Source organism: Aquirufa nivalisilvae, assembly GCF_004307455.1.
Classification (GTDB): domain Bacteria; phylum Bacteroidota; class Bacteroidia; order Cytophagales; family Spirosomataceae; genus Aquirufa; species Aquirufa nivalisilvae.
This window is the reverse complement of the sequence record NZ_SEWX01000005.1, coordinates 193,698-215,963: the sequence shown is the minus strand read 5'-3', so window position 1 is coordinate 215,963 and position 22,266 is coordinate 193,698. Positions and strand designations below refer to the sequence as shown.

The 22,266-nt window shown below is 36.9% G+C and carries 17 protein-coding genes; 8 read left to right on the top strand and 9 right to left on the bottom strand.

The features are described from left to right. Window positions 1-168 precede the first annotated feature (168 nt). The gene (locus EWU22_RS07735) at window positions 169-2,160 is read right to left on the bottom strand and encodes a putative porin (RefSeq protein WP_130925092.1); all 1,992 of its coding nucleotides are present in this window, start codon (window positions 2,158-2,160) and stop codon (window positions 169-171) included. Window positions 2,161-2,189: 29 nt separating this feature from the next. Beyond that, window positions 2,190-3,197, bottom strand: coding sequence for a tetraacyldisaccharide 4'-kinase (lpxK, locus tag EWU22_RS07730; protein WP_130925091.1), 1,008 nt, complete (start codon window positions 3,195-3,197; stop codon window positions 2,190-2,192). 67 nt (window positions 3,198-3,264) lie between these two features. Here lpxK and EWU22_RS07725 point away from each other — a divergent pair, with 67 nt between their 5' ends. Together EWU22_RS07725 and EWU22_RS07720 are read left to right on the top strand one after the other, a co-directional pair. Beyond that, a complete protein-coding gene (locus EWU22_RS07725) occupies window positions 3,265-4,359 on the top strand; it encodes an o-succinylbenzoate synthase (RefSeq protein WP_130925090.1) in 1,095 nt (364 codons plus the stop codon). A 48-nt stretch (window positions 4,360-4,407) separates the two neighbouring features. Then, window positions 4,408-4,809, top strand: a complete 402-nt coding sequence (locus EWU22_RS07720) for a hypothetical protein (protein WP_109322740.1) — start codon at window positions 4,408-4,410, stop codon at window positions 4,807-4,809. Between the two features lie 91 nt (window positions 4,810-4,900). On the opposite strand, the gene hemF is transcribed toward EWU22_RS07720, so the two are convergent. Genes hemF through EWU22_RS07705 form a run of 3 tightly spaced genes read right to left on the bottom strand, consistent with a single transcriptional unit; the run spans window position 4,901 to window position 9,015 of the window. Further along, a complete protein-coding gene (gene hemF, locus EWU22_RS07715; protein WP_109322739.1) occupies window positions 4,901-5,794 on the bottom strand; it encodes an oxygen-dependent coproporphyrinogen oxidase in 894 nt (297 codons plus the stop codon). A 2-nt stretch (window positions 5,795-5,796) separates the two neighbouring features. Next, window positions 5,797-8,409 carry a transglycosylase domain-containing protein gene (locus tag EWU22_RS07710; protein WP_130925089.1) on the bottom strand — a complete coding sequence of 871 codons (2,613 nt, stop codon included), beginning with the start codon at window positions 8,407-8,409 and terminating at the stop codon, window positions 5,797-5,799. A gap of 12 nt (window positions 8,410-8,421) precedes the next feature. Then, window positions 8,422-9,015 carry a beta/alpha barrel domain-containing protein gene (locus EWU22_RS07705; protein ID WP_145962623.1) on the bottom strand — a complete coding sequence of 198 codons (594 nt, stop codon included), beginning with the start codon at window positions 9,013-9,015 and terminating at the stop codon, window positions 8,422-8,424. Between the two features lie 125 nt (window positions 9,016-9,140). Here EWU22_RS07705 and mnmA point away from each other — a divergent pair, with 125 nt between their 5' ends. The 3 genes from mnmA (at window position 9,141) to EWU22_RS07690 (ending at window position 12,264) form a co-directional block, all read left to right on the top strand. Continuing rightward, entirely contained in the window at window positions 9,141-10,280 is a 1,140-nt protein-coding gene (gene mnmA / locus EWU22_RS07700) for a tRNA 2-thiouridine(34) synthase MnmA (RefSeq protein WP_130925087.1), read from the top strand. Beyond that, window positions 10,277-11,209, top strand: coding sequence for a metallophosphoesterase (locus tag EWU22_RS07695; RefSeq protein WP_130925086.1), 933 nt, complete (start codon window positions 10,277-10,279; stop codon window positions 11,207-11,209). The genes mnmA and EWU22_RS07695 overlap by 4 nt, the downstream gene beginning before the upstream one ends. Window positions 11,210-11,397: 188 nt before the next feature. Further along, the gene (locus EWU22_RS07690) at window positions 11,398-12,264 is read left to right on the top strand and encodes an AraC family transcriptional regulator (RefSeq protein ID WP_130925085.1); all 867 of its coding nucleotides are present in this window, start codon (window positions 11,398-11,400) and stop codon (window positions 12,262-12,264) included. 230 nt (window positions 12,265-12,494) lie between these two features. Here the strand turns inward: EWU22_RS07690 and EWU22_RS07685 are convergent, their stop codons facing one another. Genes EWU22_RS07685 through EWU22_RS07675 form a run of 3 tightly spaced genes read right to left on the bottom strand, consistent with a single transcriptional unit; the run spans window position 12,495 to window position 18,118 of the window. Next, window positions 12,495-13,025 carry a metallophosphoesterase family protein gene (locus tag EWU22_RS07685; protein ID WP_109322735.1) on the bottom strand — a complete coding sequence of 177 codons (531 nt, stop codon included), beginning with the start codon at window positions 13,023-13,025 and terminating at the stop codon, window positions 12,495-12,497. Between the two features lies 1 nt (window position 13,026). Continuing rightward, the gene (locus tag EWU22_RS07680) at window positions 13,027-14,031 is read right to left on the bottom strand and encodes a zinc dependent phospholipase C family protein (protein ID WP_130925084.1); all 1,005 of its coding nucleotides are present in this window, start codon (window positions 14,029-14,031) and stop codon (window positions 13,027-13,029) included. Further along, the gene (locus EWU22_RS07675) at window positions 14,018-18,118 is read right to left on the bottom strand and encodes a hybrid sensor histidine kinase/response regulator transcription factor (RefSeq protein WP_130925083.1); all 4,101 of its coding nucleotides are present in this window, start codon (window positions 18,116-18,118) and stop codon (window positions 14,018-14,020) included. Before EWU22_RS07675 ends, EWU22_RS07680 begins: the two co-directional genes overlap by 14 nt. 302 nt (window positions 18,119-18,420) lie before the next feature. Between EWU22_RS07675 and EWU22_RS07670 the strand changes: the two genes are divergently transcribed. Beyond that, entirely contained in the window at window positions 18,421-19,449 is a 1,029-nt protein-coding gene (locus tag EWU22_RS07670) for a GntR family transcriptional regulator (protein WP_130925082.1), read from the top strand. A 31-nt stretch (window positions 19,450-19,480) separates the two neighbouring features. On the opposite strand, the gene queG is transcribed toward EWU22_RS07670, so the two are convergent. Then, complete coding sequence (gene queG, locus EWU22_RS07665; protein ID WP_130925081.1) at window positions 19,481-20,422, bottom strand: tRNA epoxyqueuosine(34) reductase QueG; 942 nt, start codon at window positions 20,420-20,422, stop codon at window positions 19,481-19,483. Between the two features lie 100 nt (window positions 20,423-20,522). On the opposite strand from queG, the gene EWU22_RS07660 reads away from it, so the two are divergent. After that, window positions 20,523-21,047 (top strand): nucleotide exchange factor GrpE, encoded by a 525-nt coding sequence (locus EWU22_RS07660; protein ID WP_130925080.1) that lies wholly within the window; start codon window positions 20,523-20,525, stop codon window positions 21,045-21,047. An 8-nt stretch (window positions 21,048-21,055) separates the two neighbouring features. Then, a complete protein-coding gene (dnaJ, locus tag EWU22_RS07655) occupies window positions 21,056-22,213 on the top strand; it encodes a molecular chaperone DnaJ (RefSeq protein ID WP_109322729.1) in 1,158 nt (385 codons plus the stop codon). The last annotated feature ends 53 nt before the right edge of the window (window positions 22,214-22,266 follow it).

Here is a 22,266-nt window from a genome sequence, read left to right as displayed (position 1 = left end):
TTCAATGTTTAACTAGGTAAATCTAATGAAAAAATGGGAGCTTGTTGTGCTGAAAATGTAGGTAAAATCAGTAAAAAAGAAATTCATTTGGAGCGAGGAAGGAATATGGCGTCCTCACTTTTTCCCCACATTTGTAGGATTGTTATTTTGGATTTCTGAAGGTGATTTTTAATCAAACAAAAGCCATTTTACCCCATAACCAAAAACTCGCGACATCGCTGGATGAAGGTAAGCCGTGTAATAATTATTGTTCAGAAGGCCATAATTGGCATGCGACATTTTGAAAAATAAGCGTACCCGATTAATACGCAAGGAAACATAAGGATCAAGCTGAACAAAAGCCGGTACTTGATAATTATTTTGAAGGTGGTATTGTTGAAGTGCAGGTTGATACGCATCCGCAAAATAGGCCGATTGATGATGAATATCTATCCCAAATTGAACGTACAATAACTTTTTGTATTGAACATCCAATGCCAAGTTAGCGTCAATCAACAAGTTGGGCATGCGCATAACATCGGGTCCTGTTTGCGTGTTGGCATACACCTTCGTAAACCAAGAAAATTTTCTCCATTGTCCTCCTAAATCCACTGAAGTTCTGAATACTCCAATATCCGATTTAGTTTGAGTCGGAGTGGCTAAAGAATCAAAATATATCCAATCAGAAATACGCTGAATAGTTAAACCTGGTTTAAAATAAATATATTTTGACTTCAGATTAATCCCTCCATAGATTTCGTCCATGGATATATTCGCAAAATCATTTTTCCAACGATAAGAGGTATTATACACCCAATTGTTTGCAATACTTGGACTATAAGATATTCGATGAGCCGTAACCTGAAAAAAGGGCGATTGAAAACTTGCTTTTAATCGATAATCAGAACCTAATAGATATTCTCCTTCCGCTGTAAAATCAATATTCTGATTAAATGATTGATTAATCCACAAACCTACATAATTCTCAAATCGATCTAATTTACTCTCGTTCAATGGATTGTAAACTGACCAATAACGTTGCTTTAAGTAAGTCCGATAAACAAATTGCTTGTAAATTCCTTTTAAGCCTGTTTGATGACTGTAAGATGACCAACGGTTTTCATTATAAAGAGAATCTTCTGCTGGAGCCTGAATGTATTGAATGTAAGTTCGTGGATAAAAGCCATCTGTTAATGATTGTTGAAATGCTTTATCTCTAAACTTCACAGTTCGGTTTTCTACATCTAAAGCTTGAAATAATTGTAAACCTTTCCAGCCTATAAATTCATGGTAAACATGAAACTTGATGAATTTATCATTGGATTGAGAAAGAGAATTGGACAATATAGCTGTATTATCCGTGTACTTCAGTGCTTCATCGGCTGTCAATGTCTTTGACAATTTAACCCCACCTTGATCATTCGTCCCTTGATCAAAATAATTAATATGTCCCAATAAGCGGTACTTCTTATTTTTAGATTGAAAATTAGTATGCAATAACAGGCCCCATTGTCCCAATAAACTTTGCTCACCAGATTTAAATGCCGCATCTGTCAAGACTTTATCGGCTACCATTCTTTGTAGAGCAATACCTATATTCCAAAGAGAATCTACGTTTCTAGCAAAATTAAAATTCAAACGAGTTTGACCACCTCCGCCTAAGTTATATTCCACTTCAGAATAAGGCGATTTGGAATTAAAATACCGCACTTGGTCAGCTTGAAATGTATAAGGAGAATATACCGAATACCCTAATTGAGTTCCTAAACTACCAGGTGACTGAAAAAATACTTGTCGAACGGCTGTCCCATCATTACCCAAATTGGCAGTCAAAAAGCCACTTTTCTCTTGGAATAAATAACGCTGAAACAAGGTCAGCGTCGTGTCTATTCTACGCTTAATTTCTCTTGAATTGACAATGTCTGATTCATGCACAAAATACATGGTATTCGGGCCATAGACTTGTTTCGTGGAATCGTCTAAGGCAGCTCGACCACTTTTTTGAGGTCCTTTATTTTTTCCCTGATTATTTTGGGAAGCTGCATTGGGGAAGCCATTCCGATCATTAGGATTTTGAGTACCCGGAAATCCAGAATTTGACCCAGGTGTTAACACTTGAGCCCAAATCGAAATTGGAAGTAAAAAAGAAATAAGAAAAAGAAAAGTTAACCGATATTTCATCCCCACAAAGGTAGCTTAATTTAAGGAAATTATCTTGTCAGGCTTTGATTCAACATGCTCCAAAACTTATCTTCCTTGTTCAAAAAGTACATCTCCATCGGCAAATAGGCCAATTTTTTAGCTAAAGCAGGAAATTCCTGATAGGCAGCTTGAAGGCGAACAAAATCCTTATGTGTCGTTATAAATGCCTCATTATCGGCCATATTAGCTGCCTTTGTATTCAATTCAAGTAGTTCTGCCTGACTAAAACGATGATGATCTGGAAAAGATTGTGTGCTTTTCAATTCCCCTAAAGTACCAACTTGTTCAAAAAACAAAACAGGATCCGCTATTCCTGCCAAGGCATGCCAAGCATTAATCGTTGCTACATCATTTCCAATGGGATTGCCATATCGAATAGAAGCAAAAAAAGTAGGTTTAGGTATTTCGGATTCAAAATAATCCATTTGCTGCTGGTCTAATTTGGAAAGACAACGCGTCACCACAACAGCATCAGCCCTTTCAATACCTTCTCTCCATTCCCTTAAACGCCCCATAGGCATTAAATGGTCTTTAAAATAAGGTTGATCAAATGTGGTACAAATGATATTAAAATCCGCTTTCAGAGCTCGGTGCTGAAATGCATCATCCAATATAACTGTCTCTAAGTTTGGCACCTGCTCATTCATTTGTTGAATACCAAATACTCGGCTTTCGCAAACTGCGACATGAACATCAACAAATGTAGCCTTATAGGTTAGTGGTTCATCCCCAACTTCAGATGCTTTAGAATTTACTTCTACCCATTTAAATCCTTTGCTCACACGACCATAGCCTCTACTTAAAATACCTAAAGAATTATTCCAAGGTGAATTCTTAATCAAATAAGCCACTAATGGACTTTTCCCTGTTCCACCTACGGCCAAATTTCCAACGACTATGGTTTTAGGCTTTTCAAAATGATGTGATTTGAACCAACCCCAATCATAAAAAGTATTCCGTAGGGAAATAATTATTCCATAAAGCAATGCCGGAAACCAGGTGATTATATTTTTCATATCAAGTTTAAAGCTAAAAAGAATCGTCGAGGCGGCAAAACAGCCCAGAAAATAATAACTTGCAGCTATGTTCGATATATCCGTTTCTTACCAAAAACATTCCCTAAAATTTCACTTTGAAGCTGGTACTTCACGAGGAGTATTAACTGAAAAGAATTCGTATTTCATTCAGATTAAAAACAAGAAAAACCCCATCCAAGTAGGATTAGGTGAAGCCGGTCCTTTGAGAGGACTAAGTCCCGAATTTGAAGAAGAAGGGCTAGCTGGATTCGAGAAATACATCAAGAGTGCTAATTGGGAGTTTTTCCCTGAAACTTTAGAAGAAATTCCTTTATTTATTTCCCATCTCCCCTTAGGTTATCCGTCTTACAAATTTGCCATTGAAATGGCTACTTTTGATTATATCCAAGCTAAAAATGGGGTCTATTTTGACAATGAATTTAGCCTTGGAAAAATGGCAATTCCCATCAATGGCTTGATCTGGATGGGGAAACCCGATTTCATGGAAGATCAAATTGAACAAAAAATAGCGCAGGGTTTTACCTGTTTAAAATTAAAAATTGGGGCCATTGATTTTGATCAAGAATTAGCTATTTTAAAAAATATAAGAAGTCAGTTTCCTGCCAATAAACTAAGCATTCGAGTTGATGCTAATGGGGCATTTACAAGCCATGAGGCGGTACATAAATTAGAGAAATTGGCCCAATTGGATATTCACAGTATTGAACAACCCATTCGGGCTGGACTTTGGAATGCGATGGCTGAATTATGCAAAGAAAACATTTTACCGATCGCTTTAGATGAGGAGTTGATAGGCTTAGAAAGTGAAGATCAACAAAATCAATTACTAGATAAAATACCAGCTAATTACATCATCATTAAACCTAGCTTAGTAGGTGGCTTTTCTGCTAGTCATGATTGGATTCTAGCGGCAGAAAAACGTAAAATGGGCTGGTGGATAACTTCAGCCCTAGAATCCAATATAGGATTACAAGCGATTGCACAATTTACAGCAGAATATTCACCTTCTATCCCACAGGGTTTAGGAACTGGCACCTTGTACACGAATAATTTTGCTTCTGGCCTATCTATTCAAAAAGGAAATTTACATTTCAACCCAAATTTCAATCGTATCAATCCTTTTCATGAAAATCATGTTTAGGAAATTCATTTTAAGGCCTATCTTTACAAAAAAATAGAAAAATACTTCATGAATACGATTGACGCGGCAATGATTGCCATCCTAGAAAAGCGCTTAGAACTCTCTAAATTAAATTATTCAGATGAAAGCTACGATGATGTAGAAGAAATCTTACACGATTTAGAAGATGATTTTAATGAAAAATATGGTGATCAATTAGAAGACATTCTAGAGAAGGTTCATATCAAGCATTGTCCTGAATCCGATGTCCTTTTGCCTACCGCTTACTTAGCTAAGAAATTCGTAGAAACAGAAGATGGAGAAATTGAAATTGGTAAAAAAGAAGGAGTCGAGGTAGAGTGGATAGAAAATCCTGCTGTAGGTGCTAGATTGGTATTGTTACCTTCTCCAACGCGTATTTTATTGATGACACCCAAAGGCATCAGTGTCGTTTGGGAAAAGGAAAGCTAGAAATTCAACTTTCGAATAGTATCATATTTAAATACAAAAGCAGCTAGAATTTATTTCTAGCTGCTTTTGTATAAAATGAATTCAAAATAATTTATATCCAGTCCACTCCCTTAACTAACAATTTCTGTGTTTCTAGTCCCAATGGATAATCAGAATAATCGTGCATATAATCCCAGCTTGCCATGGGTGGTAAGCTCATCAAAATAGATTCCGTTCTTCCATTTGTCTCTAATCCAAACTTCGTACCTCGGTCGTGCACTAAATTAAATTCTACATACCTGCCACGACGAAGTAATTGAAATGCTTTTTCTTTCTCTCCAAACGGCCTAATAGCATTTTCTTGCATCAAGTGACTGTAAATTGGAACAAATGCCTCACCAACAGCTTTCACAAATTCAAAATTGGCTAATTTTTCTTCCAAGGTTTTAGACTTGACATAATCAAAAAATATTCCGCCAATTCCACGCGTTTCTTCACGGTGAGTATTGAAGAAATAATCATCTGCCCAGGTTTTATATTTAGGGTAATACGACTTATCAAATCGATCACAAACTGCTTTGATCTGCTCATGAAACCATTTAGCCTGCTCAGGAATAATGATGTGAGGGGTTAAATCAATACCTCCACCAAACCAATGTTCTCCGTTGCTTAACTCAAAATACCGAACATTCATATGAATGATAGGAACCCAAGGATTAATGGGATGCATCACAATAGACACTCCTGATGCAAAGAAATCTACTTCTTCTTTGATAGCAAGACTCTTCACCATTTTGGGATGCAAAGGTCCAAACACGGCTGAAAAATTAACTCCCGCCTTTTCCAAAATATTGCCGTTCACAATAACTCGAGATCTCCCACCTCCGCCTTCTTTACGCTTCCAAAGGTCTTCTTTAAATCTGCTTCCCCCATCAACAGCTTCTATACCTCTACAGATGGAATCTTGTAAACCTTTGAAATAATCAGCTATGACTTCCTTACGCATACTTATTGTGGAGAATGTTGATTGGTATCGGGTGTTTCTGAAGGACTTCCTAATAATGAATTAAGCGAATCCAATTCCGAATCACTTACTTGAAGTGAATCCGGCAATGTACTGTATGAACTTTGACAATTAAAATCTTTTTTGACCACACGTTTATCCAATTTATCAAATGGCACAGGTTTATAATTGGCCAACAGAGGGTCATTTACCACCTTAATCATAAATCGCTTGTAGATTGGAAGTGCCGTCTTTGAACCTTCACCAAGGGCACCCGTTCGAAAGTGAATTGACCTATCGTCACCACCTACCCAAACTCCCGAAATCAAATTATGGGTCATACCAATAAACCAACCATCCGAATGATTGGAGGTTGTTCCTGTTTTAGCTGCAAATGCAGGAGCATATCGGTTATTAGTAGGTAACAAGACTTCTCCTTCATTCCACAATAACGAACTCCCCGTTCCACCTTCATACACGACTCCTTCTAACATTGAACGGACCAATTGCGCAGATTCTTTTCGAATAACTCGATAGGAAACAGGTTCAAATCGCTGCAAAACTTTGCCATTTTGATCTTTGATCTCTTGAACAATCATGGGTTCAACATGAATTCCTTCATTAACAAAAGCTGAATATGCTCCAATCATTTCATATAATGACACATCAAAAGAACCTAATCCAATGGAAGGAACTGCTTTTAATGGGCTCTTGATACCCATTTTTTGGGCATAGTACATGACCGTATCGGCCCCAACTTCATTCGTTAACCGAGCGGTAATGGAGTTAATGGATTTAGCCAATGCTCGTCGAATGGGCATTGCGGCATAAGAAAATGTACCATCCGCATTGGAAGGACGCCAAATTTTCTTCTCCCCTTTTTCCTCCACTTCTAATTCAAATGGTTCATCGGTCATCATGTAGCATGGCGACAAATCTTTAGGACCATCAATAGCTGCAGTATAAACAAAAGGTTTAAAGGTTGAACCTGGCTGACGCTTGGATTGCTTGACGTGATCGTATTTGAAGTATTTAAAGTCTAATCCTCCTACCCAGGCTTTGATATGACCTGTATATGGATCTAGTGTCATCATACCCGACTGCAAGAAACGCTTATAATATTGAATGGAATCATAAGCACTCATAGTCATTTGTTCTTCTCCCAAAGTAGATCTCGAATAAACCCACATTTTACGCTTAACATTCTTCATGTAATGCATGACAGAATCGGGATTTTTGGGATATTTATGTACTAAAGCTTTATAATATTCTGTGCGTTTAGCGACGGTATCAATGAAACCTGGAATTTCTTTACCATGTTCATCTACCCATGGGTTTTGGCCAGTCCAGTGATTATCAAATGTTTTTTGAATGGAGCGCATACCTGATTCTACCGCTTGCTCGGCATGAATTTGCATCCTTGAATCAATGGTGGTATAAATTTTCAATCCATCTCGATACAAATCAATCTCCATATCATTGGCTTTTGCCCACTCATTCAAATACTTGGCAATGGCTACTTTAAAATAGTTACCTGTACCATCGTAAGGAGATTCTTCATTAGAATGCAATTCAATTGGCATTTTTGCCAAAGAATCATAGGCATTCTTTTTGATGTAACCTGCTTTAACCATTTGAGCTAATACCACATTTCGACGCTTCCATGCCCTATTTTGCTCTAAAGGTTTACCTTCATATCGCTTAGGATTATATGTTGTGGTGGCCTTTTGAAGCCCTACTAATATAGCAGCTTCTTGGATGTTCAATGAATCAGGGGAAGTATTGAAATAGGTTTTGGAAGCGACTTTAATACCGTACGCATTATTTCCATAATCGACCGTATTTAAGTACCAAAGGATGATTTCGTCTTTCGTATAAAATCTTTCCAATTTGATAGCGGTAACCCATTCTTTTGATTTATAAATCAATTTGCTAAGTCCTGGTATATATCCAAACAATCCCGTTTTTGTAAAACTCTTTTTAGTACGTGTTTTGAATAAATTCTTAGCTAATTGTTGAGAAATAGTACTTCCACCTCCCCGATCACCGCCTTTTACTAATCCCACTGCCACTCCAGCCCAAGCTTGAAAATCAATCCCAGTATGCTCATAAAAACGCGCATCTTCTGTAGCCACTAAAGCTTGTACCAAATAAGGAGAAAGTAATTTATAATCACGAATAGGAGTTCTGTTCTCAGCAAAGTACTTACCCAATAAAACGCCATCGGCAGAATAAATTTCGGAAGCTTGAGATAACTTAGGATTTTGCAATTCATCAACGCCTGGCATTTCACCTGTCAACCAAAATATATTGGTCTCAATCACAAAAAGGTAAATTAGCACATACATGACCACTTTCCCTGCCACTTTCCACATGGTCACAATAGGTCTGTAATAAGGGGAATTGCGATCTACATGAGCTTCATAATAAGCTTCAACCATTCTCCATTTTGTCCGAAGAAAAAATTGGGTCATAGCCACTTGCCCAACTAACCAAGAATACTTTTTTTCGCCCAGAACACGAGCTAATAAAGGCAATAAAAAAGCAGTTAAACGCTCCAATCCTGTCCAGAAAAGGCTTTTAAGCTGTTGAACGATTGCGCGAATTCGTTGTAGCATAAATGGATTGAATTATTCCGTTTCTAATTTTTCTAAGATACTCATTAAATCCGTAAAATCCCTAAAGCCAGGTCTATCCTCTTGGCCAGCAGTTAGTCCGATACCCTGGATTGAGCTTTGTTCCACCCATTCTTCCAAATCTTCCTCAGGAAGTTCTAATCCTAAAATAACGGGATACTGTGCTGCCCAAGTTTCTATTTGTGCTTCCATTCCCAACAAGGAATCAGGAGAATCAGCAACCAATAAAAAGTAGTTTACATAAGGAGCAGCAGTCGCAAATAATGCCGGTAAATTATCTGTATCTATGTTTACCCGCATCATTTTAGGAATGTCCAATTCCAATAAACGAGGTAATTGTGCTCTAGAATCCACTTCGATCCAATCAGGAGCATAGTTTTGAACTATTTCTTTCATTTGATCGGCTGAAACTCCTGAAAGTTCAGCTACAACCTCTACCCCACTCAACCAATTCCTTATTTCCTTGTATTTATCTAGTGGCATATTATGTAAGGCAAACCCTAACCAATCTACCCCCATGCCTGCACAATAGCGAGCGTCTGAAAGGTTATCAATTGCAGAAACCTTAACACGTGTTTTTAACATCATAATCTCTTCTAAAACAATTGGCAAAACTACGGTTTAGGACGTGAATTACAAATAAAATTGACTTAATGGAGAAATAATTCCCTAAATTGCAGAAAATTTCTGCAGGCTTTGAACCTGAATTGAATATGGAAACAAAAGGACGCGTTCTCGTCGCTATGAGCGGCGGCATTGACAGCTCAGTCGCAGCTGTTTTATTACACGAACAAGGTTACGAAGTCATTGGCATGACCATGAAAACATGGGACTATGCAAGTTCGGGTGGAACTAAAAAAGAAACAGGTTGCTGTTCTTTAGATTCCATTAATGATGCCCGACATATTGCGGTATCCTTGGGATTCCCACATTATATATTGGACATTCGCGAAGAATTTGGCGATTCGGTCATTGACTATTTTACCAATGAATATGTGGAAGGCCGTACTCCTAACCCATGTGTCATGTGCAATACACACATCAAATGGGATGCACTTTTGCGTAGAGCAGATCAATTAGGCTGTGATTTCATTGCTACAGGACATTATGCACAAATACGCCAAGAGAATAATCGATATGTGATTTCTAAAGGTGTAGACGCCTTAAAGGATCAAAGTTATGTTTTATGGGGTGTTTCACAGGAGAGCTTAGCTAGAACGATTTTGCCACTAGGCCATTTGACCAAGCAACGTATCCGTGAAATGGCAACTGAAAGGGGTTTTGTGGACTTAGTCAATAAATCTGAGAGCTATGAAATCTGTTTTGTGCCTGATAATGATTACCGAGGCTTTCTCAAAAGACGCTTACCTGAATTAGAAGAGGCTGTACAGGGTGGAAACTTCATAGATCAAGCTGGTAAAGTCATTGGAAAGCATGAAGGGTATCCATTCTATACCATTGGGCAAAGAAAAGGACTTGGAAAAGCCTTTGGTTTCCCAGCCTTCGTAACGGAAATACGTAAAGAGAGCAATGAAGTAGTCATTGGAAAATTGGAAGATTTGAATCGAACTGGCATGTATGTAGGCCAATTAAATCTTCAGAAATATGCTGAAATTCCTGCAGGTGGCTTAGAAACCATCACTAAAGTTCGATATAAAGATCCTGGCACAGAAGCGCTGATTGAGCAAATAGGTGGAAAAATTAAAGTCACTTTTCACGACGAAGTTTCAGGTATTGCTCCAGGGCAAGCTGCTGTATTTTATGAGGGAGATGATGTGATTGGCGGAGGATGGATTTTAAAATCATTCCAAAAAGGAAGTGTGTTTGAAAATATTCAATCTTTTGAAGTATGAAACAAATAAGTCTAACGGGATTTTTGGTGTTACTATGTATACAAGTCAACATAGCCCAAACGACACAAAAGTATCCTAAAGCTGATATTAGTTTTTTAGTAATTGGCGATTTTGGTAGACAAGGGGAGTATCATCAAAAAGAAGTTGCCAAACAAATGTCTCTTACAGGAACAGAAGCTGATATTGACTTCATCATAACTACCGGAGATAATATTTATCCCAAAGGTGTGGCTAGTGCCATGGATCCTATCTGGAAAAGCAGTTTTGAAGATATTTATTTAGGACATAGTCTGCATGTCAATTGGTATCCAGTTTTAGGGAATCATGATTATGCTGGCAATCCTCAAGCAGAAATTGACTATTCTCAAATCAGTAGAAGATGGAATATGCCAGCTCGCTACTATTCCAAAACTTATAAATTATCGGATGGTAGTCAATTGTTGATCGCATTTTTAGATACCTCCCCTTTTGAACTAGGTTATTATCAAGATGAGGATGAACCATTCAGAACTAATGTGGCATCTCAAGATACCAGTGCTCAAAAAAAATGGTTTACCGATTTGATGTCAAAATCAAATGCCCAATGGAAAATAGCAGTAGGACATCACCCTTTGGTAACTTCTGGCCCACGAAAGGATAGGAAAAATCATGTGGCAAACTCGTGGCAAGCCTTAATGGAAAAAGTAGGTGTCGATTTTTATTTGGCAGGGCACGAGCATCATTTGGAATACAATCAACTTAGCCTGAAGCTACATCATATGATTTCAGGCGCAGGAAGTAAAATAACAGCATTGAAATCCACTGAAAAAGCCAAGTTTGCACAATCTGCCAATGGTTTTGCCGCATTTTTCATTCAACCGAAAGTGCTGGAATTTCAATTTGTTGATGAATCAGGAAAAACGCTATTCAGTCAACAAATCAAAAAATAAATACCAATATTCATTTAGGTGGCTGATTGTCAAATTACTATTATGACAATAGTCAATTTTTATCGAGAATTTTTTCGTAATTAAAGAATTCTTTATCTTTATTCATTGAGCCTATCAAGGTTCAATTATTACCATACTACTATGGTGATTTTAGGATTACATGTTTCACCTTTTATTGTATTAAGTATTTGAAATTTATTCCTAAAATATCCTTCAAGGAAGACCTTAAATCAGAGGGTTTTGAATGTGTTGATTTGCAAGAATTTTATCATAGAGATTGGTCAAAATTTGAACCCAATACCCCATTCTTTCCACATAGAATAGATTTTTATGTACTTCTCATCATTACAAAAGGATCCGTTAAACATAAGGTTGACTTCCAAGAGTTTTTGGTTAAAGAAAATGAGTGTTTAATTATCTCGCCGAATCAAATACATGAATTAAATTCGGAGTCAGACTACCATGGTTATTTCATATTCTTTACCAAGGAATATTTATTAAACTACTTTACTCCTAGTACATATTTTCATATTTCTCAACTATTCAATTACCACATATTTAAGCCTGTTTATCAATTAGATGAATGTATGATGGATTATGCGGGAAGAGTAGCTTCTGAAAATGTGTTCAGCCCCTATGTGCTCAAGAATCAAATTATTTCATCGTTATTTTCCATCATTCTGTACAAGCTAAACAATAGAAACTTATTATTTACAGAAGGTATCACTAAGCAAGGCTTTGAAGTTTTTGAAAAATTTAAAAATTTAATTGAAAGCGAATATTCGGAAAGTAGGAATGTCAATGACTATGCTGAGAAAATGAATATCTCGTACAAACATTTAAATGAAATATCGAAAAGATTCACGCATCGTACTGCGAAGGAATTCTTAGATGATTACGTCATTCTTGAAATCAAAAGAAAACTCAGTTCAACAACGCTTTCTATCAAGGAAATTTGTTTTGAAACTGGTTTTGATGAACCTACCAATTTCAATAAATACTTCAAGAAATTAACAGGAATTACTCCACTTGAATTTAGATCCGAACTCAGTTAAGGTAACAGATTTACCATCATCAGGCATAAATTAACCTTTTGCCACTTACGAATTTTATTGAATTTTGTCATGTTATAAGTAGAACAAGTTTTCTAATTATGATTTTGGTCAAGACATTATTAATTAATCATATTATTTAATTCGCCTTTTAATTACCAAATCCTGTGTTCATATAATGAGGTGTAAACATTCCGTGTTTACACCTTTCTTTCTTTAGCGCAATCTAAAGTTTAGCCTTCCAGCATTTCTTTGGGCACTTTTCTATTTCGTTCCATTTGAATGATTTCAACATCATAAATCCTGGATCCATCTATTTTCAATTGAATAGCCGTCTGAATCGGATGAAATCCATGCTGTCCAGCTGCACCTGGATTTATAAAAAGCATGTTATTTCGCTTGATATCTCGTTTAACTTGTAAAATATGGGAATGACCACAAACAAAAATCTGAGGAATACCCTTTGAAAAAGCCTCGTAAGCATCAGGTTTATAAGAGGAAGGTGCTCCCGCTATATGCGTCATGGCTATATTTACCTCTTCACAACGAAACCGCATGATTTTGGGATACATATTGCGGATAGTTCTATCATCAATATTTCCATAAACTCCAGCAATAGGCTTTTTGTAAGCGATTAATTGATCTGCCAACTGAACAGATCCCCAATCTCCTGCATGCCAAATTTGATCACAGTCTTGTAAATGAGGCTCCAATCTTGGATCTAAATAGGAATGTGTATCTGAAATAATCAATATTTTCTTCACACTACTCTGCCCTTTTGTTTTTTAAAGAGATTAATAATTTATCTGTAATCAAGGTATTGGCAAGCCATGCTTTTTTCTCTCCTTGAAATGCTGCCATTAATTCTTGGTTTACTTTGGAGTCAGCTTTAACCCAAGCAGGAGAACCTGCATCTCTGTAGGCTGAATACCAAAATGAAGCCACTCGATGAGCCGAAACCAACATTCTATCTTGCACCTTTGCTCCTAATTTATTGCCATAGGCTTGAATGAATTCTTTGGTGTAGTAATTTAATGTTCTTCCGTTTCTAACTACTTGCATATGCTTTTTATCAACACCAATAGCCAATGTGACATCCTTTTCCAATTGAAATAGTTCTGGTAACATGGCATGTGATTCCAATAAAATTTCAAAGATAAAATCTTGAGGTTTAGCGATATACATCAATGGTTTAGCTTGATAGGTAGCTAAATTATATTGCGTTAATTGTTCTTCAGGCACTAAGGTCTCCCACAAAACATGCAATCCTTTCTGCCCTGTTAATTGGCCATCGTGATTTTTAGTCGTGTGCAAGGGTACATGAGCATCTGCAACATAATGACCTAAATCAGCTGCATAAAACAACACAGAATCTTTCATTTCCTTTTTGAAAGCATTCACTAATCGACCATAAACTCGAACTACTTCCCAGGGTACCAAACCTTCTTTACGAAGGGAATCTAGGCCATATTTGGCAACTGCAGCAGCATAGTCATGAGGAATATCGGTTTTAAAATTAGCTCCAAATAAATCTGCATCCATATCTAAATAATGTTTAGCCTCTTCCGATTTATCTTCGTTTCGACGAACATCTGGTCGAATGGATTGATTGACTAAATAATCTTGATTTGCATAAAAATAGGCCCCTAAGGGCTCTGGTAGAGAATAAATGGATACTTGCTGTAAAGTTTTGTGCGCCAAAAATCCCCAAGAAGTAATCAATAGAGTGATTGGAATAATGAATAAAAAGTAATACTTAGGATTTTTCATCTTGGACTTGTTGAATGAATGATTTGGGAGATTTTCCATATTGTTTTTTAAAGGCACGCGTAAAGTAAGCTGGATCATTAAATCCCACTTGATAAGCAATTTCGGATATATTGTATTCTGAATTTTCTAATAATAATTTGGCTTGTTGCAATCGAATGGAACGTATAAACTCATTACCTGCTAGCGATGTTAAGTTCTTTAGTTTACGATACAATTGCATTTTGCTCATATCCAATCCTTTTTCCAAATCATCCACATCAAATTCGGCTTCCGAAAGGTGATCAATGACCAATTGAGTAGCTTTTTGTAAAAACGGGTCTTCATAGACAGGAAGTTTCCCTTCTGTTAGACCTTGCTGTATCATTTGCATTTGCCAGTTTTTCCTCATTCGTTCCTTGGTCTCTAGCAACTTATTCACTCTAATTTCTAAAATATCGGCGTTAAAAGGTTTGGAAACAAAATCATCTGCCCCAGCTTGCATACCTTCAATCTGACTTTCATGAGAACTTTTAGAAGTTAAAATCAACAAAGGAATGTGATTCGTTTTTGGATTTTGTCGTAAAGCTCTACACAGATTCACGCCACTCATTCCAGGCATCATCCAGTCGGTAATTAATACATCAGGAATAAACTTCAATGCCATTTCCAAAGCTTCCTCTCCCCTTTCAGCTTGAATAATTTGGAATCGATTCTTGAAAATATCGGAGATAAACAGACGCATTTCTGCATGATCATCCACCACCATCAAAATTTGTTTCTCTTGTTCTATTTCTAGCTCATTTGTCTTCTTAATCGCTGATAGAGGCTCCTCATTAGAGAAAACAGGATAAGCGTGTATCCAAGATGAATCATAGTCATTTTTCGTCACCTTAAATTCAATAGTGAAATCACTTCCCTTGCCCAGTTCGCTCGAAACATCGATTTTACCCAAATGCAGTTCCATGAGTTCCTTGCAAAGAGATAAACCAACCCCAGTGCCAACACGACCAATCGAATCAGGAACTTGGTAAAAGCGATTAAATATATGGGGCAAATGAGTCGAGTCTATTCCTTTACCTGTATCCATCACATGGATTTTCACCATCTGAACTTCCTCTGAATCCGCTTTGAATTGTTTAACCAAATCCATTTTAACCGCTATCGTTCCATCCTCAGGCGTATGTTTGAATGCATTTGACAGTAAATTACTGATACATTTTTCTATAATGTCTGCGTCATAATAGACGAATAAGGATTCCAAAGGAGCAGTCCATTTCAACTTAATCTGCTTTTGCACAGCATAAGTCTCGAAGCCTTGTAGAATTCCATTCACTTGCAAAATCAAATCATGTTGAGCAATCACAGGTTGTTGTTTTCCCGCTTCAATTTTCGACAAATCCAATAATTGATTAATCAGATGTAATAGCTTTTGCGCATTTTGATAAATGGATAAAATTCTGGACTTCTGCTCTTTATTAGCTTGGGTATTATTTAAAAAATACTTTTCTAAAGGACTGATAATCAAAGTCAAAGGTGTCCTTAATTCATGTGATATATTAGTAAAGAAATGAGTTTTTACTTGTTCCAATTCACGAATGCGTTCTTTCTCTATTTCCTTCATTCGAAGGTCCGTTTTAAAGGCCTCGCGGATTCTTACTTCCCTCATAAAACCTAATATCATCCCCAAAAGCAAGAAAGTATAAAGGCCATATGCCCACCAAGTTCGATACCATGGGGGTAATACGGTAATGCTTAATTCAAAAGGTTTTTCTCCCCAAACTCCATCAGAATTCGTAGCCTTTACTTTGAATGTATAATCTCCTGGATTTAAATTGGTATAAGTAGCTGTCCGCTGAGTTCCTACCTCATTCCATTCCTTATCAAATCCTTCTAAATAATAGGCATAGCGGTTATTTTTAGGTCTTTGATATTCTAAAGCCACAAAGTCTAAACTGAATACTGTTTGATCTGGTTGAAGAATTAAGTGTTTGGTTTGCAGGATATCCTTATCTAAGGGTGAGTTTTCATCCCCCACTTTCACGGGTTTATTAAATATTTTCAATCCCGTCAAATAAATAGGAGGAATATCCATTTTCATCCTCAAACTATCCGCCTTGATGAAATTAAGGCCATTGGCTCCACCAAAGAACAACCAATCTTTGCTATTTTGACTATATGCTTGAGCTAAAAATTCTTTTCCTTGAAGACCATCTAATTCATCAAAATTGACAAATTTGAGTGTTTTAGAATTCATTTTGGAAATACCCCCATTGGTACTTATCCACAAATTCCCTTGCTTATCTTCCATCATACTTCTTAGTGTATTAGAAGCTAAACCATCTGCTACGGTAAAGTTTCTAAATCCCTTGCCCGGACCAAGAAATAAATGCAGCCCTCCACCATTGGTCAACACCCATATTCGCTTATTTCGATCTTGAAATATTTTAGTGATATTATTATATCGAATACCATTAGCCGATTCATTTTTATCAATGTGGGTTAATTGTTGGGTGGCGATGTTGTAGATATAAATACCAAAACCCGTTGTCCCAATCCAAATTTGCTTATTATCCAACACTAATAGACTCGATATATTCTTTGTACCGAAATTCTTAATTCCTAAAGCTGGATATGGAATTCGATACTTCTTGCTAGGTATATCAAATTCTATCACTCCTAAGCCTGCCGTGCCTAGAAGTAATTTATCTCCCATCAAATTCATGGCAGTTAAATTGGCTGCACGGTTACCCAATTGATATGGATAGGCCACTTGCTTTCTCTGTGGTGTTAAATTTATTAATCCATGTCCCCAAACTCCAATCCATAGATTTCCTTCTGAATCCGACTGTAATAAACTCACATCAAAATCTGCCACAGGGTTTAATTTGTTAACTCCTGCATTATTAACAATATGCTCTATTTTACCTGTTTTATAATTAAAATACGAAAGCCCAACGTTCAGTCCAATCCAAACTCCATTAGGATCCGTTTTGCTAGCACTTATTGCGGTTACTTTGTTACTTAATAAACCTTGTAAGGTATTAGGTTTATACCTTAGAATTGAAAAGCGTGGTTTCTGATAAAAAGCAATATTTAAACCTGCTTCCCAAGTACCTACCCAAGTATTTAAATTGGCATCTGTAAATAAACTAGTAACGGAAAAAGAGCTAATCCCTAAATCAGGATCTGGATTAGAAGAAATTTGATAATAAGATGAAAAATCTTCTTTTTTCAATACATAAACACCATTGTCTGTACCTATCCATAAATTCTGATAAGCATCTTTGGTTAAGCTGGTAACGATGTTTTGCCGACTTAAAGGATTCTGCGAATTAAAAAAGACACGTGTAAAATGTTGATTTTGAGGATTAAAGCGAAACAAGCCTCGACCTTCAGTCCCAACTAAAATGTCTCCATTGGAGGCTTCATTAATTACCCTTACCCGATAATCCGGTGTGTTATTGTTCTCGGCCAACTTAAATGGCAAATAGGATCTGGGTCCTAGTCGAGAGATAAGTAATCCTGTCCGTGTACCAAACCATATTGACCCCTTAGAATGTCGATAAATCCTCACAACATCAGCCATCATGGGATTTTTCACATCTGATTCTTTGGCAATCAACTTGTTCTCGCGCGTATCATAGACTAAAATCCCTAGGCCCGTGGCAGAAACCATGACCCGATGATTTCCTAAATTCAAAATAGAGGAAACAGTCATCGAAGAGAAATCTTCCCCATTAGGACCTTTGGAAAAACGATACACCTTACCTGAAGCTAGATCGATTTTATTTAATCCAGCATTACGTGTACCTGTCCACATATTCCCTTCGTCATCTTCACACATGGTGAAAATATCGCTACTACTCAAGGTTGTTGAATCTGATGGATCACTTCTAAATACAACGAAATTATTTCCATCATACCGGTTCAAACCATCTGAAGTGGCAAACCACAGAAACCCTTTCTTATCTTGAATGATTTTTGAAATGGTACTTTGAGACAAACCCGAAGCGGTAGTCAACCTCTCATATCGTTGACTTTTCTGAGCCAAGAGTAGTAGACTGGCTCCGAAAAACAAAATCAAGAAAAGGCTAATTTGTCGTTTCAAAGGATGAAGAAATCAGAAAAATAAAAACTAAAATTAGAAAATTATTCCTGAATCCTGAGCTGATTTATCCCTTAATGAAATAAAAGCTTAACAGATAATTTGACCCAAAAAGCTTATTAAAAGGCAATTTTTCCCTTTAAAATCTTTCAAAACGCTATTTCTGCAAGATATATCCTGATATATGAAAGATTTGTCCTAAAGTATCCAAGCATTCGAACTTAATTTTGAGCACGTTTAAAGACAAAATAATTTAGTTTTTATCCTAAACAGCTCTCCATTATAAAATTTATCTGAATCAAATTATGAATAAATCATTTGTTTCGTTTTCTGGCAAAAATTTTGACAATAAGTTGCCGAAATACCAGCAATTAATTAATTCACTTCTACAAGATATTGAGATGGGAGAATTGAAGCCAGGTGAGCGCCTTCCTTCCATTAATGAAGCTTCAGAAGAATGTTATTTATCTCGTGATACCGTAGAAAGAGCATATACGGAATTACATAAAATGGGAGCAATAACTTCCATCTTTAGAAAAGGTTATTTCATTTCAAATTCTTCCTCGAAACTAAAAACCAAAGTGATGTTTTTAGTTGGAAAAATTACTGATACCAATAAAGCAATTTTCAATTCTTTCAACGAAGCGGTTGGCAAAAACGTTTTAGTAGATATTTTCACCTATCAATATAAGACGCGTCAGTTTCAAGAGATCTTAGGTCAACAATTAGGCAATTACCATTATTATGTCATTATGCCACATTTGATCGAAGAGGAAGAAGAAAACATCAAATGCCTAAAAAAGATTGCCGGAGATAGGTTGATCTTATTAGACCAGCAGTTTGAAAGTATGCAAAATACTCATGCGAGTATTGTTTGTCATCCTAAATCACAAATCATTCAAGAGTTTACCAACCATACAAACCTGTTTCAAAAATACCGTTGCTTGAATCTCGTATTAACTGAAGAAGAATACTTCGATGCGGAATTTATCAATGGCTGTGGAGATTTCTGTGAATCCATTAACATGGATTTTAAAGTATTGGATGGTCTGGACGGAGAAGAATTAAACCAAGGCGAAGTATACTTCACTTTAGATGATTCCGACTTAATTCAGGCCATCAAATACGCAGATAAGCAAAACTGGAAGCTAGGACAAGACATAGGAATCATATCCTACAATGATCAAGGATATAAAGAAATATTATCAGGTGGAATCACGGTACTTTCCAATCAACCTGAAAAAATCGGTCGAAGAGCGGCTGCACTCATAGGAGAAAGCTATAAGACTACGGAAGAAATTGATCTAGAATTGATCGTAAGACTATCACTTTAGGGTTTAATTTTGTGGAAACGGGTCATGAAATTCATGACTCGTTTTTTTTGTTTATATACTGAATGTTTCTCTGTAAGCCTGTTATTTTAGTACGTTTGATGGCTGAATAATGAAATAATTCTTTAAATACCTCTTCCGACAAATCCTCCCAATCTCCCCTCTCCATCTCTAAAAAAGCCGATTTCGCTTCTAATCTAGGTTCTTGATGTGGTGTGGAAAAGCGATTCCATGGACAGACATCTTGGCAAATATCACATCCAAAGATCCAATCCTGAAAATCGGATTTCATCGATGCAGGAATGCCTTCTTTTAATTCAATGGTGAAATATGAAATGCATTTAGATCCATCCACCCAATAAGGTGTTAGCGCTTCTGTTGGACATGCATCAATACAACGGGTACATGTACCACAAAAATCCTTGATAGGTCCATCAGGTTCTGCAGGTATGTCAATGAGCAATTCTGCAATGAAATAGAAACTCCCCTGTTTGGGAATAATTAAGTTGCCATTTTTACCAATCCATCCTAATCCTGATTTTTTTGCCCAAGCTTTTTCTAATACTGGAGCCGAATCAACAAACATCCTGCCTGAAATTTCTCCTAAATCCTCCTGCATTGCATCCCATAAGACTTGCATCTTATCTTTAACTACCCGGTGATAATCCTCTCCAAAAGCATACTTAGATACCTTAAAATGATGGTTTAAGGGAGTTAAAGATGGACTTGGATAATAGTTAAAAACTAATGAAACAACCGTTTGACAACCTTCCACTAATTTTCTTGGGTCTAAACGCTTATCAAAATGATTAGCCATATAAGCCATTTCTCCTTGCAGACCTTGATTTAACCAAGCTTCCAATCTAGGAGCTTCTTCTTCCAAAAAGTCGGCTTTGGATATCCCACAAAAGGAGAAACCTGCTTCAAAGGCTCGTTTTTTAATCAAAGAAGAAACTTGTTTGGAATCTAGTGTCATATTCCTAAAATTACGAAGATGCCTTATCTCTGCCAAACTGTCATAAAATACTTTTTGGCTTATGATTTGTGTGGCTATGAAAGCGTATTAATTTTGCCTTATGAAAAAGAAAGAAAACGAGAATAATTTAGAGGAAGAGAAAATCCAATCCGAAAATCAGGAAAATTTGACAGATAACGAAGGGACAGAAACACTAGAGACTCCTACGGATGAGTTGGCCGAAATGAAGGAAAAATACCTTCGCTTGTATTCAGACTTTGAAAATTTCAGAAAGCGAACAGCTAAAGAGAAAGTAGAATTAATCCAAACAGCCTCAGCTGGTTTGATTGTTGATTTACTACCAGTCATCGATGATTACGAACGCGCACTAGCCAATGCACCTGAGGGTGAAATCTCTGAAGGAATTCAATTAATTTTTGCCAAAATCAACTCAGTCCTACAATCAAAAGGCTTAAAAGAACTTCCTGCTAAAGGAGAAACTTTTGATGCAGAGATACATGATTGCATTACCCAATTTGCAGCACCTACAGAAGCTGATAAAGGGAAAGTGATTGAGGTTATAGAAAAAGGATATACACTACATGAAAAGGTCATCCGCTTTGCGAAAGTGGTGGTTGGTAATTAATAACAAAAATGGCTCAAAAAAGAGATTATTACGAGGTATTGGGAGTAGCTAAAACAGCTTCTGAGGAGGAGATTAAGAAGGCGTATCGTAAGATGGCCATCAAATACCACCCAGACAAAAACCCAGATAACAAGGAAGCAGAAGAGAAATTCAAAGAAGCGGCAGAGGCTTATGAAGTCTTAAGCAATGCGCAGAAAAAAGCTCAATATGACCGATTTGGACATGCTGGTATGGGTGGAGCTGCAAGTGGAGGATTCAATGGAGGTAATATGAACATGGAAGATATCTTCTCTAATTTTGGAGATATCTTTGGCGATGAAAGCCCATTTGGCAGCTTTTTCTCTGGAGGCAGAGGTGGCGGAGGAAGACGCCAACGTAAAGGTTCTGACTTACGTATTAAGCTAAAGCTAAATTTAGAAGAGATTGCCAATGGTGTTGAGAAGAAAATCAAAGTTAAACGCCATGTAGCTTGTAAGACCTGCTCTGGAAATGGTTCCAAGGACGGTACCGACTTAAAGACCTGTCAAACTTGTCAAGGTTCAGGTCAGGTTCGTCGTGTTCAACAAACTATGTTAGGGCAAATGGTGACTTCATCAACTTGTCCTACCTGTAGTGGAGAAGGCAAGAGCGTTGGTGCTAAATGTGACGTATGCTTTGGTGAAGGTCGTGTCTTAGAAGAAGAAATCATCCCAATCAAAATTCCTGCAGGCGTTTCCAATGATATGCAACTGTCAATGAATGGTAAGGGAAATGTTCCCCCTCGTGGTGGTGTAGCGGGTGATTTATTAATAGTGATTGAAGAAGAAGCGCATGATGTATTACATCGCGATGGCAACAATATCATTTATGATTTATATGTCAGCTTTGCAGATGCAGCTTTAGGTACCTCGGTTGAGGTTCCTACGATCGGAGGTAAAGCTAAAATCAATTTAGAAGCAGGAACTCAAAGCGGCAAAATTCTTCGCTTAAAAGGCAAAGGAATCAAAGAATTAAATGGTTACCATGTTGGCGACCAATTGGTTCATGTGAATATCTGGACTCCTAAGCAATTAACTAAAGAAGAAACCGAAATCTTGGAGAAATTAAGAAGCTCGGAAAATTTTGCTCCTCAACCAGGAAAATCTGACAAAGGATTCTTCCATAAAGTTCGAGATATGTTTAGTTAGAAATAACTAATACAGGTAAATAAAACGAAGAAAGGCTTGAATCATCAAGCCTT